This window comes from Vibrio sp. OPT18, assembly GCF_015163615.1.
GTDB lineage: Bacteria > Pseudomonadota > Gammaproteobacteria > Enterobacterales > Vibrionaceae > Vibrio > Vibrio coralliirubri.
The window spans coordinates 398,582-415,998 of sequence record NZ_JADDYK010000060.1; the positions used below are offsets into that span (position 1 = coordinate 398,582).

Genomic DNA, 17,417 nt, shown 5'->3' on the forward strand with positions numbered 1-17,417 from the left:
GACAGCGAACCTTGGCTTAGGTGATTCAAAGCAAGAGCTAGAGTTGCCCCCGCCATTGCGCCACCAGCAATTACAACATCATATTGAGCCATCATAACCTCAAACCGACAAACGATTAGTGAATGGTTGGCGCCGCATCTTCAGATGGGCGTGCACCAAATTCAGCATGAATCGTTAATGCACACGCTTTTACGTGCTCAATAACGTGTTCTAGAAGTTGTGCTTGCTCTTCCAGATCATCTTCTTCGTCAATGCCTAGCTTCGCCATCTCTTCAAGATCCGCCAAGGCTTCTTTCGTGCCTTCAGATGCTTTGTTCAATTGAGCGCCAACAAGGCCCAAACCAGAGATGAAATGGTTAATCCAATCAGACACACCATCAGCAAGATCAAACACGCTCGCGCTTGCATCTTCGTCTGGCAGTAGCATAGATAGTTCCATGCCTGAGCCTGTGATTTCACTGGTTGTGACTTTCAGTGTTGCTTCCGCTAGGGTTAGCGCGCGATCTGGCCAGCCCATACCTTCATTGGTGTAATCGAAGATAAGTGGTTGCCAGCTTTTATCTGCAAGGTTTAAGCCTCCGCTTAACATACCCGTTAATAAACCATGCATCTCAGCAGGGGTTACGGCTAGACTTGCCGATTGAAGTTCAGTCGCAACCGTTAGGTAGTCAGGTAAAGTAGTTTCGCTCATCAGATAGCTCGCTCAGTTATTCTTTATATCGATAGTATAATCGTACCACTTCACCCCAATTCTGGTAAGCGTCGATCCCTAGCAATTGAAGGATGACTGACTACCAATTGTTCAATTTGCTGAATTACTGTGTGCTCAAGCTCTCATTTACAAACAGTCACTCTGAAAAGCTTGAATCTTAATAGCGGTTTACCTATAGTTTCTCCCTCAGAGGAGATTGCTTCCTCATCGGTACTTGCACTTTTTCTTTCTCAAAAAATGGCGAAGGGCAACAGCCTTAAAATAGCGCGTTAAAGAGTTCATCCATCATGAGTAATCAAGCGGTAGACGTTGAAATATTAGGAAAACTGACTCGAGTGAATTGTCCACCAGGGCAAGAAGAGTCATTGATTGCAGCGGCGGCCGATCTTGATAATCGATTGAAAGAGATGGCTGAACGTACTAAGGTAACCAATGAAGTGAAGCTGCTGACTATCGCAGCTCTGAATATTTGCTACGAATTACAAACCAAGAAGTTTGAAGCAAATGATGAACAAAACGCACTGACCGAGCGAATGGAACAGCTCACGACATCACTTTCAGATGTCCTCAGTAAAGTTAAGCACGGACAGCAATAGCGTACACAAAATTTACCCTGGAGTGTTTGTCAGAGGATTCACGTCCCCGAGCCGATAAGCAATCCCTAAGGGTTAGTACTTGAGTGCTATTGAGCATGCTCGGCCCGACCGAGAAGCCTACGGTAATCATTGCTGATCCGCCTTGAACTCGCTGGTTCAAGGGCCATCTATTCTCAACGGCACTTTGGGGTATCCCTTCTTATGAAGACGCTCACACGCAGCGAATTTCGCAAACAGATCCGTATCAAGCGCAATGCCTTATCTGGCGACCAACAAACTCAATCCGGTATCGACTTAGTTAAGCAGTGCATGCAGCTTGATGAAATTCAGTCAGCTCAGCATATTGCCCTCTATATCTCTATCGATGGCGAACTCGATACCCAACCTTTAATCGAATGGTTATGGACGCAAGGTAAGCAAACTTATTTACCAGTATTGCACCCTTTCTCTGCCGGACACCTGCTATTTCTGCACTACTCTCCAACCACACCGACGGTCTTGAATAAGTACGGTATTGTCGAACCTCAGCTCAATCAAATGCTGGTTAAACCTTGTCAGCAACTCGACCTTATTCTTACGCCCCTTGTCGGCTTTGACTCCCATGGCCATCGTTTAGGTATGGGCGGCGGATATTACGATCGCACCTTGGCAAAGTGGTTCGAGACGGGCGAAGGTGCAGCTCCTATTGGTTTGGCTCATGATTGCCAACATGTTGATACGCTACCGATTGAAGAGTGGGACATTCCGTTACCTAAAATCGTGACTCCGAGTAAAACTTGGCAATGGGAAAACAACCATTAAAGCGCTATAATCGCGCCGCAAACGTTAACCTCGATATATAAACGTTAACTTCAATACGCGAACGATTAATTCAAAGCGCAAGACCTTATTCAGGAGAATGGCATGACTCAAGATGAAATGAAAAAAGCAGCGGGCTGGGCAGCACTTCAATATGTTGAAGAAGGCAGCATTGTAGGTGTAGGTACTGGCTCTACAGTAAATCACTTCATCGACGCACTTGGCACAATGAAAGACAAAATCAAAGGTGCGGTTTCAAGCTCTGTAGCCTCTACTGAAAAACTAGAAGCACTAGAAATCAAAGTATTTGAGTGCAACGACGTATTCAAACTAGACATCTATGTTGATGGCGCAGACGAGATTAACGCTTCACGCGATATGATCAAAGGCGGCGGCGCGGCTTTGACTCGTGAAAAAATCGTAGCAGCTATCTCTGACAAGTTTGTGTGTATTGTTGACGGCACTAAAGCAGTTGATGTGTTGGGTAAATTTCCACTGCCTGTTGAAGTAATCCCAATGGCACGTTCATACGTGGCACGTGAACTGGTTAAGCTTGGTGGTGACCCAGTTTACCGCGAAGGCTGCACAACCGATAACGGCAACGTGATCCTAGATGTGTACGGCATGGCGATCGAAAACCCGAAACAACTAGAAGATATCATCAATGGTATTGCTGGTGTGGTAACGGTTGGTCTGTTCGCTCACCGTGGTGCAGATGTGGTTATCACTGGCACGCCTGAAGGTGCAAAAATCGAAGAATAAATAATAGAAGATTGAGTTTTTCTGTTACTTCATTACATACGGTGCCCTAGGACGCCGTTTTTTTTGCTTTATTGCTGTAAAATTATGTCTTATTCCGTAATTTTCTTACCCAAAACATTTTTTTTTTGTTACTTTATTGTTCAGAAGACGCACAGGGAAAACGTTTGTCTCCTAACAAAGTGGTGAATTTGTTCCCCTTTCAGCCATTTTGTAGCACGTGCGCCGCATTTGCCCAACCTTTCCATTTTAAGGACGAGAACAATGGCCAAAGTTTCACTGGAAAAAGAAAAAATTAAAATTCTACTTCTAGAAGGTCTTCACCCTTCTTCTGTAGAAGTACTGCAAGCCGCTGGTTACACAAACATTGAGTACCATAAAGGCTCGCTACCGGAAGATGAACTTCTTGAAGCAGTAAAAGATGCTCATTTCATTGGTATTCGTTCTCGCACTAACATCTCCCAAGAAGTTATTGATGCAGCTGAAAAGCTGGTTGCCGTTGGTTGTTTCTGTATTGGTACAAATCAAGTCAACCTTCAAGCAGCAGCAAAACGCGGTATCCCTGTGTTCAACGCACCGTTCTCAAACACTCGAAGCGTTGCTGAGCTCGTCCTTGGTCAGGTTCTATTGCTACTACGTGGCATTCCAGAAAAGAACGCTCTTGCTCACCGTGGCATCTGGAAAAAGAGTGCAGACAACTCTTACGAAGCCCGTGGTAAGCGTTTAGGTATTATTGGCTACGGTCACATCGGTACTCAACTGGGTATTATTGCTGAAAACCTTGGCATGCGTGTTTACTTCTACGACATTGAAAACAAGCTGTCTCTAGGTAATGCAACGCAAGTTCATACCATGACGGAATTACTGAACAAGTGTGACGTAATCTCTTTGCATGTACCTGAAACCAACGAAACAAAAGACATGATGGGTAAAGAAGAGTTCGAGCGCATGAAGCCTGGTTCTATCTTTATCAACGCAGCTCGTGGCACGGTAGTCGATATTCCTGCTTTGTGTGGCGCTCTGGAATCTGGTCACCTTGCAGGTGCGGCTATTGATGTTTTCCCAACAGAACCAAAAACCAATGCAGACCCGTTTGAGTCTCCATTAATGCAGTTCGATAACGTGATCCTAACGCCTCACGTGGGTGGTTCAACTCAAGAAGCACAAGAGAACATTGGTGTTGAAGTGGCTGGTAAGCTAGCAAAATACTCTGATAACGGCTCTACGCTATCAAGTGTTAATTTCCCAGAGGTATCACTGCCACTGCATACTGGAACGTCTCGCTTATTACACATTCACGAAAACCGCCCAGGCATCCTAACTCAGATCAACACCATCTTCGCTGAAGAAGGGATCAACATCGCGGGTCAGTACTTACAGACTGCGGCTGATATGGGTTATGTCGTTATCGATGTAGAAGCCGATCGCTCTGAAGAAGCACTGCTTAAACTGAAAGAGATCGAAGGCACAATCCGTGCTCGTCTCCTTCACTAATCATCGCACTCAAAATGCATAAAAAAAGGCTCTCATTATGAGAGCCTTTTTAGTATTTGGCCTATCGTAGGTAATTAGATCACTATGATCAAAAACCTTCTATAGCGTTATCATTACTCTTCGATCTGATAGATCACATTGACGCGATCACGAATGGTGATCGTTGAGTCTTCATAAGAGTTCGATTCTGTTCTTGCATCCATTGCCATTGAGCGCATGAGTACTGGTTGAGAAGATTGGGCGTTATAGTCCACGCGCCATACATCACCTAACTCGCGCTCAAAACCACTCGCCAATGATTTAGCTTTTGATGTCGCATCTTTAATTGCTTCTAAGCGCGCTTGCTCTTGATACTTAGCTTGGTCGCGAACTTGCAGTTGGATGTTGTCGATCTGATTAATGCCTTCTCCAATCGCAATATCCATGTACTCATTAAGATTAGCTAGCTCGGTCACTTGAACGGTCACATTACGTGAGGCGCGGTAGCCAACCAGTTCCGGTTTGCCATCTTTCGGGTAATGATATTGAGGAGATAAATACAGGTTCGAGCTGTGAACACTCGCCTCATCAACACCTGCTTGATGCAGCTTGTTTAGAAAGCCTGTCACGACTTTATCAACGGTATTTTTAGCCTGTTCAGCAGTCATCGTCGATTCCACGACTCTCACAGAGAATGTCGCCATATCAGGTGTAGCGATCACTTCACCATAGCCTGTCGTTGAAATATGAGGAAAGGATGGAGAGTCAGCCAATGATGGAAAACTCACAGCACTCAACGCCGCAGTAAGAGTAAGAGACGTTGCTAACATCTTTGGTACAAGCTTCATTAGGTATGACCTATGCTAAACAAATGTACTTTCATCATAGAGCAATTTATCGTTTAGCCAATCCAGAGCACACACTTCTAACAGAACTTTGACGATGAAAAAACCAACAGTTTACTGAGGTAAGTGATTGTGAGCAAAACTCAATATTGCTTGGGATACCTCTTTTAATACCCCACTCTCGAGCTGCCAATGGTGCCAATAGATGCGATAGGACAGCAGGAAGCCAGGGGTAATATCAATCAGATCACCAGACTCTAGCTCATCGATAATCTGTAATCGAGGAATCAAGCAATAGGCGACACCCGACAACGCTAAGCGCACAAATGCTTCTGAACTGCCGACTGTATGATTGATCACACTGTCTCTCGGGACGTTAAAATGATCATGCAGAAACTTCTTATGCAGATCATCGTATTGATCATAGGAAACCGCAGGCGCTTTGCTTAAGGTGGCGTAGTTTACGCCCTCTGAGAAATAACGCTGATGAAAGCCAGGGCTAGCCACGCACACATAATCCATCCTACCGAGATAGTCAGCACTGCAGCCAGGAATCGCTTGAGACTCCAAACTGATTGCACCGGCCACCTCGCCACTTTTTATCTTTTCAATGGTTCTCGACTCACCATGAATCGCGAGGTTCAACTCGACTTGGCGAGATTTCATCACATCCGACAAAGCCGGTAGCAGCCATGTCGCCAAACTATCAGCGTTAGTGGCTATGGATATCGATAGTGGCTGAGTTCCCTCTTCATTCATCAACTCAGGCACAAGTTCGTGCTCTAACAAACGAACACGACGATATAAGCCCAGTAATTTTTTACCCGCAGGCGTTGGCCTAGGCGGGCTTTCTCTCACTAAGGCAGGCTGAGCCAACCACTTTTCCAGCTGTTTGATGCGCTGAGATACCGCCGACTGGGAGATATATAACTGTTCAGCAGCCCTTTCGAAGCTACGTTGTTTTACTACGGCATCCAGTGCTTCTATCCATTTATAATCCAATCCGCGCATCAATTTGCTTCCTTTTTAAGCTAACTCCCCACCACATTAGCAACTCTAATAATGGATTAAAATCATTAATTATACTTATTTGAAGGGTCGGAGTATCTTCGCCATATAGCACGTAAATATCGTTAAATAAGTGGAGGTTAAAATGAGTTTTTGGGTTTTATTACAAGGTTTTGGTCTAGGGGCAAGTATGATTATCCCTATTGGCGCTCAGAATGCGTACGTCCTAAATCAAGGGATAAAACGCAATCATCATTTAACGACAGCAACGATTTGTAGCCTGCTCGATACTCTGTTTATCTCATTAGGTATTTTTGGCGGCGGAGCGATCTTGTCGCAAAATGAATTACTACTGACCTCCGTAACATTAGGTGGCATCGCTTTTCTGACTGTGTATGGTTTGCTATCACTACGCAGTGCATTCAAAGTGCGCACCAGTGATGAATCGAAAGGTGAGATATTGGCGCGTGGCAAGCGCACCGTTATTTTAGGGGCATTGGCAGTAACAGTATTAAACCCACACCTCTATTTGGATACCGTGGTAATTCTTGGTTCGATTGGTGGGCAATTTGAAGGCAACGACAGAATTGCGTTTGCTATGGGGACTATACTGGCTTCGTTCGTCTGGTTTTACTCCTTGTCACTGGGCGCTGCAAAGCTAGGCCCGACGCTATCTAAACCTAAGGTTAAGAAAGGCATTGATATCGCAGTAGCAACCATGATGTTCGCCATTGCAGCAGTGCTTACCAATGGACTGATTGAGCAATACTGGTAAATCTATTTAGCTTCATGAAACCAACAAAAAAGGCGGATAACCTAAGTTATCCGCCTTTCCTTATAAAAGCTTATAGCTATAAAAACTAACTAAAAATTAAGCTTCTACTTTATTCATGTGTACATCCATTTGCGGGAATGGAATTTCGATACCTTCGTTATCCAAGCCTTCTTTGATTGCTTGCATAAGGTCAAAATACACATCCCAGTACTCTGCTGTGTTAACCCATGGGCGAACAACAAAGTTTACTGAAGAGTCCGCTAGCGTGTGAACACCAACTTGAACGCCTGGTTCTTTCAACACGCGCTCGTCAGATTCACAGATCTTAGTCAGAAGTTCTTTGGTCTTTTGCAGATCAGCGCCGTAAGAAACACCGATCATTAGGTCGATACGACGTGTGTCATGACGAGAGTAGTTAGTAATTGGGCTACCAATAACGCTACCGTTTGGTACCACTACCATTTTGTTATCTGGCGTTGTTAGAACAGTTTGGAAGATCTGAATTGAATCCACTGAACCTGCTACACCACCAATTTCCACATAGTCACCAGACTTAAATGGACGGAATGCAACGATAAGTACACCAGCAGCAAAGTTAGATAGTGAGCCTTGTAACGCTAAGCCTACCGCTAAACCAGCCGCACCAATAACAGCAACTACAGATGCCGTTTGAACACCTAAACGACCTAGTGCAGCAATTAAAACAATAACAAACAATAGGTAGCGAACTAAGCCGTGAATAAATTCCACAACCGCTCGGTCCATTTTCTTCTTCTGAAGAACCTTAGACACGCTATTCGCTACTGCTTTAACAATAAGGTTACCAATAAATAGAATTATCAGTGCTGAAATGATATTTACGCCATATTGGATAAATAAATCTGAATTATTTGTTAACCACTGCTCTGCTTGAGACAAACCATCCACAAGTGGAGTCTCAATCGCTGTCGAACTATCAGCCATAATGTGCATCCTCTATATAATATGCTATGGGCTAAACTGCCTTAAGCCTAATTTACTCTGCAATATAATAAACAGTTTAATGACCGTTAAGTCATTGTGTTCAAAGTAAATTAAAGCCAAGTCCTTTTTATAAACTGAACCAAGTTCAGTTTTTCGGCACGATATCCTATCTTTGACAGATTGCAAAGTCATATTTATGTAAGCTTTTGAATTACTAAAACTTACCGATAAACACAAATACCGATAACTAAAAGACTACGAAATTTATTCACCGTAGGCTAGGTTTTTCACATATTTAATACAAGTTTTTATCAGACATAAAAAAACCCGCTCGATGAGCGGGTTTTTAAAACTTAAAGAGTACTTAATTCAAAGAATTATAGTACGTCTACAGCGTTAAGGTCAGCAAATGCTTTCTCTAGACGAGCAACCATTGAAGCTTGACCAGCACGTAGCCATACGCGTGGATCGTAGTACTTCTTGTTTGGAGCAGCTTCGCCAGTTGGGTTGCCGATTTGACCTTGTAGGAAATCGAAGTTGTCAGCAGAGTACTGACGGATACCGTCCCAAGTTGCCCACTGTGTATCAGTATCGATGTTCATTTTGATAACACCGTAGCCGATAGACTCTTGGATTTCTGCTTCAGAAGAACCAGAACCACCGTGGAATACGAAGTTTAGAGCGTTAGGTGCGATACCGAACTTCTCTGCACAGTATGCTTGAGAATCACGTAGGATAGTTGGAGTAAGTACAACGTTACCAGCTTGGTAAACACCGTGTACGTTACCGAAAGATGCAGCGATAGTGAAACGTGGGCTAACAGCCATTAGTTTCTCGTAAGCGTATGCTACGTCTTCTGGAGAAGTGTAAAGCTCAGATGCGTCCATATCAGAGTTATCAACGCCGTCTTCTTCACCACCAGTACAACCAAGTTCGATCTCGATTGTCATGTTCATTTTAGCCATGCGCTCTAGGTACTTAGCACATGTTTCGATGTTCTCTTCTAGAGACTCTTCAGAAAGGTCTAGCATGTGAGAAGAGAATAAAGGCTTACCAGTTTGTGCGAAGAACTCTTCACCAGCGTCTAGTAGACCGTCGATCCATGGAAGAAGTTTCTTAGCAGCGTGGTCAGTGTGCAGGATAACTGGAACACCGTAAGCTTCAGCTACAGCGTGTACGTATTTTGCACCAGCTACAGCGCCAAGAACTTGTGCGCCTTGACCTTCAAGTTTAACGCCTTTACCTGCGAAGAATGCAGCGCCGCCGTTAGAGAACTGAACAACTACTGGAGCTTTAACTTTAGCAGCTGCTTCTAGTACTGCGTTTACAGAGTCAGTACCAACAACGTTTACAGCAGGAAGAGCAAATTTGTTTTCTTTTGCTACTTCAAATACTTTCTGTACGTCATCGCCAGAAATCACACCAGGTTTTACAAAATCGAAGATCTTAGACATGGAAATAGTCCTATTTATTCTATCGTTTTAAGATTAAAAAACTTAAGTTTAAAAACTTGCAATCGTTTGCTCACAACTTATGCCATTCTAGCAAAAAAGTGTGATATGCAGCAAACGTTAAAAGGCGAGATTCACATCTCGCCTTTCTAAATCAATTATGCTTTAGCACGCTCTTCAAGCATTGCTACTGCAGGAAGTACTTTACCTTCAACGAATTCAAGGAAAGCGCCACCGCCAGTAGAGATGTAAGAAACGTCAGCTTTGATACCGAACTTGTCGATAGCTGCTAGCGTGTCACCACCACCTGCTACAGAGAAACCTGCAGACTCAGCGATTGCTTTAGAGATACCAGCTGTACCCGCTTCGAAGTTCTTGAATTCGAATACGCCTACAGGGCCGTTCCAAAGGATTGTTTTAGCGTTGCCGATGATTTCAGCTAGTGCCGCAGTTGAATCTGGACCAAGGTCGAAGATCATGTCGTCGTCTTGAACTTCAGAAACGTGCTTGATTTCAGCTTCTGCGTTTTCGTCGAATGCTTTAGCACATGCAACGTCAGTCGCTACTGGGATAGCACACTCTTTCATTAGCTTTTGAGCCGTTTCAACTAGGTCAGCTTCGTATAGAGACTTACCTACGTTGTGACCTTCAGCAGCGATGAATGTGTTCGCGATACCACCACCAACAACAAGCTGGTCAGCAATTTTAGAAAGAGATTCTAGAACGGTTAGTTTAGTAGAAACCTTAGAACCACCAACGATAGCCACTAGTGGGCGAGCTGGGTTGTCCATTGCTTTACCAAGCGCTTCAAGCTCAGCAGCTAGAAGAGGGCCAGCACATGCTACAGGAGCATAAGTACCAACGCCGTGTGTAGAAGCTTGAGCACGGTGAGCTGTACCGAATGCATCCATTACGAAGATGTCACATAGTGCAGCGTATTGCTTAGAAAGTGCTTCTTCGTTCTTCTTCTCGCCTTTGTTAAAGCGAACGTTTTCAAGAACAACAAGTTCACCAGCGTTTAGCTCTAGGCCGTTTACGTAATCTTTAGCTAGTTTAACTTCGCAGTCTAGTGCGTCGTTTAGGTAGTTAACTACAGGAGCTAGAGAGAACTCTTCGTTGTATTCGCCTTCAGTAGGACGACCAAGGTGAGAAGTAACCATTACCTTTGCGCCAGCTTCTAGGCAAAGTTTGATAGTTGGTAGAGATGCAAGGATACGTGCATCTGAAGTTACTTTACCGTCTTTTACTGGTACGTTTAGGTCAGCACGGATAAATACGCGTTTACCTGCAAGTTCCAGGTCAGTCATCTTGATCACAGACATGATTTGTCCTCTCAAATTTAAATAAATATAAAGTTTTGGAAACTCAGCAACCCTGCTAAGCCTATAAATTATTCAACTGGTAATTCTTTCACTACTAATAATATGTGGACTCTTAATATTTATTTCAAGCTAAAAAATAAATAATCCGCACATTTGCTTCTAGGTCTTACTTCTTGCCTTCAGAAGCTTGCATTGCAAGAACCGTATCCAGCATTCGGTTCGCAAAGCCCCATTCATTATCACACCACACTAGCATTTTAACTAAGTGGCCGTTGCTCACTCGCGTTTGTGAACCATCAACGATTGCGCTATGGGGATCGTGATTAAAGTCGATGGAAACGAGCGGCGCTTCAGTATAGTCAACTATATTGTGTAATGTACACTGGGATGCATTAACAATGGTTTGATTTACGTCATTAACTTTCACATTTGCATTAATTGTGACACTTAAATCCATCGCTGTTACGTTTACCGTCGGCACACGCACAGATATAGCTTCAAATTTGTTGGAAAATTTCGGGAAGATTCTTTCAATACCTTTATGCAACTTGGTATCGACAGGAATGATCGATTGGCTTGCTGCTCGAGTACGACGCAAGTCGCTGTGATACGCATCGATAACTTGTTGATCATTCATTGAAGAGTGAATAGTCGTAATCGTACCGGACTCAATGCCAAAGGCGTCATCAAGAACCTTAATGATAGGGACAATACAGTTGGTGGTGCATGAACCATTGGAAACGATTCGGTGGTCCGCTTCGATGGTATCGTGATTCACACCATAGATAATGGTGTTATCGAGGTCATTGGCACCTGGGTGAGAAAACAGTACCTTTTTTGCCCCTGCAGCGATGTGCGCGAGGCCGTCATCTCGGCAACCATAAACACCGGTACAGTCGAGAACAATATCCACCTCAAGGTCACGCCAAGGCAACAGATCAATATCAGCAAGATGTAAGATACGAATGGTATCAAACTCGCCCTTGTCTTCAGCACCAATGCCATGATGGACATAGATGTGCTCTTGATCGTTAGAGATTTTCTTACCGAAGCGGCCGTGACTGGTGTCGTACTGCAATAGGTGAGCCATAGCGTCAGGCTGAGCAAGCTCATTGACAGCTACTACTTTGATTTGTTGGCTTTTGCCACTTTCATAGACAGCGCGCAATACATTACGCCCTATTCGTCCAAATCCATTTATCGCGACTTTTAGCATAGTTCCGTACATCTAACCAAAATTTCGTGCAACAGATGATAACTGAATCCTACCCAAAAGGCATTACTTGAATAACTCAGCTTGTTCATGACAGATTGATCTGTTGCTTATAGAGATGAGTCTAGGAGAAACAAATCCCAGAGACAAAAAACCGAGCTCAGCGCTCGGTTTTTTTATTCATTTCATTGTTAGCACTAAGCTAGCAATCAATGATTAAGCAAGAAGCTCTTTCGCTGTGTTTACTACGTTTTCAGTAGTGAAACCGAACATCTTGAATAGCTCACCTGCTGGTGCAGATTCGCCGAACGTTGTCATACCGATAATCTTGCCACCGAAACCAACGTACTTGTACCAGAAGTCAGCGATGCCAGCTTCTACTGCGATACGTGCAGTTACATCAGATGGAAGTACAGACTCACGGTATTCAGCATCTTGCTTGTCGAACGCGTCAGTTGCAGGCATAGATACTACGCGTACTGCTTTACCTTCAGCGGTTAGTTGTGCAGCAGCTTCAACTGCAAGCTCAACTTCAGAACCCGTTGCAATGATGATTAGCTCTGGCTTACCAGCACAATCTTTCAGGATGTAACCACCCTTAGCGATGTTAGCTACTTGCTCAGCGTTACGATCTTGTTGTGCAAGGTTTTGACGAGAGAAGATTAAAGATGAAGGACCATCTTTACGCTCAATAGCCAGTTTCCAAGCAACTGCTGATTCAACTTGGTCACATGGGCGCCATGTGCTCATGTTTGGAGTCAGACGTAGAGAAGCGATCTGCTCAACCGGTTGGTGAGTAGGGCCATCTTCGCCTAGGCCGATAGAGTCGTGCGTGTAAACTTGGATGTTCTGAACTTTCATCAGAGCAGCCATACGCATTGCGTTACGAGCGTATTCCATGAACATTAGGAACGTTGCGCCGTATGGTACGAAACCACCGTGCAGAGCGATACCGTTCATGATAGCCGTCATACCGAATTCACGTACACCGTAGTGGATGTAGTTACCAGAGAAGTCAGTTGCTTCAAGAGACTTAGAACCAGACCACATAGTTAGGTTAGAAGGCGCAAGGTCAGCAGAGCCACCCATGAATTCTGGAAGCATTTGACCAAACGCTTCTAGTGCGTTTTGAGATGCTTTACGTGAAGCGATGTTTGCTGGGTTAGCTTGAAGATCAGCAATGATTGCGTTTGCTTTCTCTTCCCACTCAGCTGGAAGCTCGCCGTTAGTACGACGTTTGAATTCTGCTGCTAGCTCAGGGTAAGCCGCTGCGTATGCGTCAAACTTAGCATTCCACGCTGCTTCTTTCGCTGCGCCTGCTTCTTTTGCATTCCACTCAGCTGCAATATCCGCAGGGATTTCAAAAGGACCGTGTTCCCAACCCAGTGCCGCTTTAGTTGCTGTGATTTCATCAGCACCTAGTGGAGCACCGTGACAGTCGTGCGTACCTGCTTTGTTTGGAGAACCAAAACCGATGATAGTTTTAGTACAGATAAGTGTAGGGCGAGGGTCCGCTTTAGCCGCTTCAATTGCTGCGTTGATAGCGTCAGAGTCGTGACCATCTACTGCTGGGATTACATGCCAGCCGTAAGCTTCAAAACGCTTAGGTGTATCGTCAGAGAACCAACCTTCAACTTCACCATCGATAGAGATACCGTTGTCATCCCAGAAAGCAACCAGCTTACCAAGACCAAGCGTACCTGCTAGCGAACATGCTTCGTGAGAGATACCTTCCATCAGACAGCCATCACCCATGAATGCATAAGTGTAGTGGTCTACGATGTCGTGCCCTTCTTTGTTGAACTGAGCAGCAAGCGCTTTCTCAGCCATCGCCATACCAACAGCGTTAGTGATGCCTTGACCTAGAGGACCAGTCGTTGTCTCGATACCAGGAGCGTAACCGTACTCTGGGTGACCTGGAGTCTTAGAGTGCAATTGACGGAAGTTTTTCAGGTCTTCAATTGAAAGCTCGTAACCTGCAAGGTGAAGCAGAGAGTAAATCAACATTGAACCATGGCCGTTAGACAAGATAAAACGGTCGCGGTCAGCCCACTCTGGGTTTGCTGGGTTGTGGTTCAAGTGGCCACGCCAAAGAACTTCAGCGATGTCAGCCATACCCATAGGTGCGCCTGGGTGGCCTGAATTTGCTTGTTGAACACCGTCCATGCTAAGTGCGCGGATTGCATTGGCTAGATCTTTACGAGAAGGCATGTCTGCTCCTGGATACATAAGCGATTTAAAAAAGAGATAATTGCTAAAGTTTTCATTTTTATTAGCGTGGGTATTCTCTCAAACGACTATTGCGACTGCAAACGTTTTACTGGCATTTTAACGGTCATTTTTCGCAATTTTCGAACATTTACATCACTTAGCAACGGCTTATCTCAAACGATACGCAAACGTTTAGTTATGACATATCATAAAAAAGAGCTTGTAATTCGACCGCTGGAATTTAGAATAGCCGTCTAGATGTAGAAACACCTACAAAATATACTGTATTTAATGGCGGCGCTTCATAGCTTGCGACGCCATAAAACTATTTACACCAAAACCTAAAAGTGGAGCTCTCATGGCTAAGCACCTATTCACTTCTGAATCTGTTTCAGAAGGCCATCCAGATAAAATTGCAGACCAAATCTCTGATGCTGTTCTTGATGCCATCTTGGAACAAGATCCAAAAGCACGTGTTGCTTGTGAGACTTACGTAAAAACCGGCATGGTTATGGTTGGCGGTGAAGTAACAACGTCTGCATGGGTTGATATCGAAGAGATCACTCGTGAAACAGTTCGTGAAATTGGTTACGTTCATTCTGATATGGGCTTTGACGCTGACTCTTGTGCTGTTCTAAATACAATCGGTAAGCAATCTCCAGACATCAACCAAGGTGTTGATAAAGAAGACCCTAAAGAGCAAGGCGCAGGCGACCAAGGCATCATGTTTGGTTACGCGACTAACGAAACTCCAATCCTAATGCCAGCTCCAATTACTTACTCTCACCTTCTTGTTAAGAAGCAAGCTGAAGTACGTAAGAGCGGCAAACTTGACTTCCTTCGCCCTGATGCGAAATCTCAAGTTACGTTCCAATACGACCAAGGTAAGATCGTTGGTATCGACGCTGTTGTTCTTTCGACTCAACACTGCGATTCAGTAACAACACCTGACCTACGTGAAGCAGTAATGGAAGAGATCATCAAGCCAGTACTTCCTGCTGAGTGGATCAACAAAGACACTAACTTCTTCATCAACCCAACAGGCCGTTTCGTAATCGGTGGCCCAATGGGTGACTGTGGTCTAACAGGTCGTAAGATCATCGTTGATACCTACGGCGGCGCAGCTCGTCACGGTGGCGGTGCATTCTCTGGTAAAGATCCATCAAAAGTTGACCGTTCTGCAGCTTACGCGGCTCGTTACGTTGCGAAAAACATCGTTGCTGCTGGCATGGCTGACCGTTGTGAGATTCAACTGTCTTACGCTATCGGTGTTGCTGATCCAACATCTATCATGGTTGAAACGTTTGGTACTGAAAAAGTAGCGCACGAAATCATCATCGAAGCAGTTCGTCAAAACTTCGACCTACGTCCATACGGTCTTCAAGAGATGCTGAACCTTCTTCAGCCTATCTACAAGCAGACTGCGGCATACGGTCACTTCGGTCGTGAAGAATTCCCTTGGGAAGCGACTGACAAAGCAGCAATCCTTGCAGACTTCGCTGGCCTAAAATAATTTAGCCACTGCGATTTGTTTCTTTAAAGCCCTTACTGCTTAGTAAGGGCTTTATTTTTATGTACTTACCGAACCTTCACTCGCTACTTCTTTCTCTAACGCCCCTCTTTACCGTTAACCACTAAGTATAAAAAGCCGCCGATAATTTGTGTTTTCTAACACTACTGACAATAGTTAAGGTAACTCCTAAGCGATCAAGCTCACATTTAACTTAAATTAATTCAGTCTGATAACGCTCGTTAAATGCACGCTAGAACAAAAACTGGGATGACAAAGAGCAATTTAGCTCAACACCATAACTCTCACACAAGCCACATCGATGAGCCTTATGGAATTATAACTAGGACGTTATTTAACTAGGGGGATCTATGCCTCGTACCGCGCACCCATCCGAACTGAACGATAAAAAACACAAGGTCAGCGATAAGGATTACGCTCGCACCATTCCTTGCAACCAAATCAGTATTTCCGCACCCTTTCATTGGTTGTCGCTTGCTCTGCATGACTTAGTAAGAATGCCATTAATTAGCGCATTCTACGGTTTGTGCTTTATGGGAGCGGCAATCGCCATTGTTCAACTTGTCCAATGGCAAGGAACACACTTGGTCGTAATGCCAAGCCTGATCGTGTACATGCTGATAGGGCCGTTTCTTGCCCTAGGCTTGTACGACGCAGCTTGGGAAAGAGAAAAAGGACACAACGCCAGCCTACTGCACTCGATGAAAGCCATTACTCGCAACTCCACCCACCAATGGGCCTTTGCGATTGTATTGATGGTTGCGATGATATTCTGGATGCGTATCGCTGCGTTATTGCACGCGCTCTACCCTTCAGTGCAAGGCGCACCGTTAGCTGAGTTCGCTCCCTTCTTAATTACTGGTTCTGTGATTGGTTTTGTTATCGCAAGCCTCATATTTAGCATCTCAGCATTTTCAATTCCGTTAATGATGGAGAGACGCGTCGATGTGATGAGTGCGATTTTCACTAGCTTTAATGCTGTGAAATCGAACATCCCTGCGATGGTGGTATGGGCGAGTATTATTTGTGCCGGTATTCTGGTGGGTTTTGCTACCTACGGCATCGGAATGATCGTCACCATGCCGCTACTTGGCTATGGTACATGGCACGCTTATCACGAGATCATTAAGAAGAATCACCATCTATAAATAATCGCCATATTAACGAGCAATGTTATGATGAGGCCTTAGCTTAAACGCTGAGGCCTTTTATTTGGAGTTAACAACGTTTGTCTTACACCCCGCAACAACATCGAGCAAATAAGAAATTGGCCGAGTGCCTAGCTATCGCAAATCAACATTTCTCTCGTGAATTTCCGCATCCAATTATCACCTTCAAGTTAAGAGGCAAAGCGGCGGGAAAGGCCTACCTTCAGCTCAACGAAATTAAGCTCAATCACGTACTATTCGCTGAAAATGAAGACGCCTTCATCAACGAGGTTGTGCCGCATGAACTCGCACACCTGATCACGCATCAGGTTTTCGGACGTGTTAGGCCTCACGGAAACGAGTGGAAATACGTGATGGAAAAAGTATTCAACGTGCCAGCCAGAACAACTCACAGCTTTGAAATCGCGTCAGTTCAAGGGAAAACCTTTGAATATCGATGTGAGTGCACCACCTACCCATTATCAATCAGACGACACAACAAAGTACTTCGAAATCAATCGACCTACCGCTGCCAATTGTGCCAACAAACCTTAGCTTTTACGGGAACTCAGCTAAGCTAGTGAGAGGTTGATTTACTCGATAGAATAAATC

At 44.5% G+C, this 17,417-nt stretch carries 16 protein-coding genes and 1 other RNA gene; 9 read left to right on the forward strand and 8 right to left on the reverse strand.

The genetic code is table 11. From position 1 onward, the window contains the following. Window positions 1-115 precede the first annotated feature (115 nt). The gene (locus IQQ51_RS16785) at window positions 116-691 is read right to left on the reverse strand and encodes a YecA family protein (RefSeq protein ID WP_019826273.1); all 576 of its coding nucleotides are present in this window, start codon (window positions 689-691) and stop codon (window positions 116-118) included. A gap of 308 nt (window positions 692-999) precedes the next feature. Between IQQ51_RS16785 and zapA the strand changes: the two genes are divergently transcribed. The 5 genes from zapA to serA all read left to right on the forward strand — a co-directional run bounded on the left by zapA (window position 1,000) and on the right by serA (window position 4,359). Beyond that, entirely contained in the window at window positions 1,000-1,308 is a 309-nt protein-coding gene (zapA, locus tag IQQ51_RS16790) for a cell division protein ZapA (RefSeq protein ID WP_004735366.1), read from the forward strand. Window positions 1,309-1,319: 11 nt separating this feature from the next. Next, window positions 1,320-1,503, forward strand: a non-coding RNA gene (ssrS, locus tag IQQ51_RS16795) — 6S RNA. A gap of 6 nt (window positions 1,504-1,509) precedes the next feature. After that, window positions 1,510-2,109, forward strand: a complete 600-nt coding sequence (locus tag IQQ51_RS16800; protein ID WP_193841622.1) for a 5-formyltetrahydrofolate cyclo-ligase — start codon at window positions 1,510-1,512, stop codon at window positions 2,107-2,109. 102 nt (window positions 2,110-2,211) lie between these two features. Then, complete coding sequence (rpiA, locus tag IQQ51_RS16805) at window positions 2,212-2,868, forward strand: ribose-5-phosphate isomerase RpiA (RefSeq protein ID WP_048605825.1); 657 nt, start codon at window positions 2,212-2,214, stop codon at window positions 2,866-2,868. A 261-nt stretch (window positions 2,869-3,129) separates the two neighbouring features. Continuing rightward, entirely contained in the window at window positions 3,130-4,359 is a 1,230-nt protein-coding gene (gene serA, locus IQQ51_RS16810; RefSeq protein ID WP_017059058.1) for a phosphoglycerate dehydrogenase, read from the forward strand. A gap of 113 nt (window positions 4,360-4,472) precedes the next feature. Here the strand turns inward: serA and IQQ51_RS16815 are convergent, their stop codons facing one another. Continuing rightward, window positions 4,473-5,186 (reverse strand): oxidative stress defense protein, encoded by a 714-nt coding sequence (locus IQQ51_RS16815; RefSeq protein ID WP_017059059.1) that lies wholly within the window; start codon window positions 5,184-5,186, stop codon window positions 4,473-4,475. 111 nt (window positions 5,187-5,297) lie between these two features. Further along, complete coding sequence (locus IQQ51_RS16820) at window positions 5,298-6,194, reverse strand: LysR family transcriptional regulator ArgP (RefSeq protein ID WP_193841623.1); 897 nt, start codon at window positions 6,192-6,194, stop codon at window positions 5,298-5,300. A 142-nt stretch (window positions 6,195-6,336) separates the two neighbouring features. Between IQQ51_RS16820 and IQQ51_RS16825 the strand changes: the two genes are divergently transcribed. Then, a complete protein-coding gene (locus tag IQQ51_RS16825; RefSeq protein ID WP_048611419.1) occupies window positions 6,337-6,966 on the forward strand; it encodes a LysE/ArgO family amino acid transporter in 630 nt (209 codons plus the stop codon). Between the two features lie 96 nt (window positions 6,967-7,062). Here IQQ51_RS16825 and mscS read toward each other — a convergent pair whose 3' ends face one another. The 5 genes from mscS to tkt all read right to left on the reverse strand — a co-directional run bounded on the left by mscS (window position 7,063) and on the right by tkt (window position 14,126). Beyond that, window positions 7,063-7,929: a small-conductance mechanosensitive channel MscS gene (gene mscS / locus IQQ51_RS16830; protein ID WP_050621008.1), complete on the reverse strand. Its 867-nt coding sequence runs from the start codon at window positions 7,927-7,929 to the stop codon at window positions 7,063-7,065. Window positions 7,930-8,306: 377 nt separating this feature from the next. After that, the gene (gene fbaA / locus IQQ51_RS16835) at window positions 8,307-9,383 is read right to left on the reverse strand and encodes a class II fructose-bisphosphate aldolase (RefSeq protein WP_010435694.1); all 1,077 of its coding nucleotides are present in this window, start codon (window positions 9,381-9,383) and stop codon (window positions 8,307-8,309) included. A gap of 155 nt (window positions 9,384-9,538) precedes the next feature. Beyond that, window positions 9,539-10,702 (reverse strand): phosphoglycerate kinase, encoded by a 1,164-nt coding sequence (locus IQQ51_RS16840; protein ID WP_017059064.1) that lies wholly within the window; start codon window positions 10,700-10,702, stop codon window positions 9,539-9,541. 166 nt (window positions 10,703-10,868) lie between these two features. Continuing rightward, window positions 10,869-11,918: an erythrose-4-phosphate dehydrogenase gene (gene epd / locus IQQ51_RS16845; protein WP_048611458.1), complete on the reverse strand. Its 1,050-nt coding sequence runs from the start codon at window positions 11,916-11,918 to the stop codon at window positions 10,869-10,871. 213 nt (window positions 11,919-12,131) lie between these two features. After that, window positions 12,132-14,126: a transketolase gene (gene tkt / locus IQQ51_RS16850; RefSeq protein WP_052878806.1), complete on the reverse strand. Its 1,995-nt coding sequence runs from the start codon at window positions 14,124-14,126 to the stop codon at window positions 12,132-12,134. 358 nt (window positions 14,127-14,484) lie between these two features. Between tkt and metK the strand changes: the two genes are divergently transcribed. The 3 genes from metK (at window position 14,485) to IQQ51_RS16865 (ending at window position 17,386) form a co-directional block, all read left to right on the forward strand. Then, a complete protein-coding gene (gene metK / locus IQQ51_RS16855; protein ID WP_017062234.1) occupies window positions 14,485-15,639 on the forward strand; it encodes a methionine adenosyltransferase in 1,155 nt (384 codons plus the stop codon). Between the two features lie 368 nt (window positions 15,640-16,007). Further along, a complete protein-coding gene (locus tag IQQ51_RS16860) occupies window positions 16,008-16,805 on the forward strand; it encodes a DUF2189 domain-containing protein (RefSeq protein ID WP_017069586.1) in 798 nt (265 codons plus the stop codon). Between the two features lie 80 nt (window positions 16,806-16,885). Further along, window positions 16,886-17,386: a SprT family zinc-dependent metalloprotease gene (locus IQQ51_RS16865; protein ID WP_048615671.1), complete on the forward strand. Its 501-nt coding sequence runs from the start codon at window positions 16,886-16,888 to the stop codon at window positions 17,384-17,386. Window positions 17,387-17,417 lie beyond the last annotated feature (31 nt).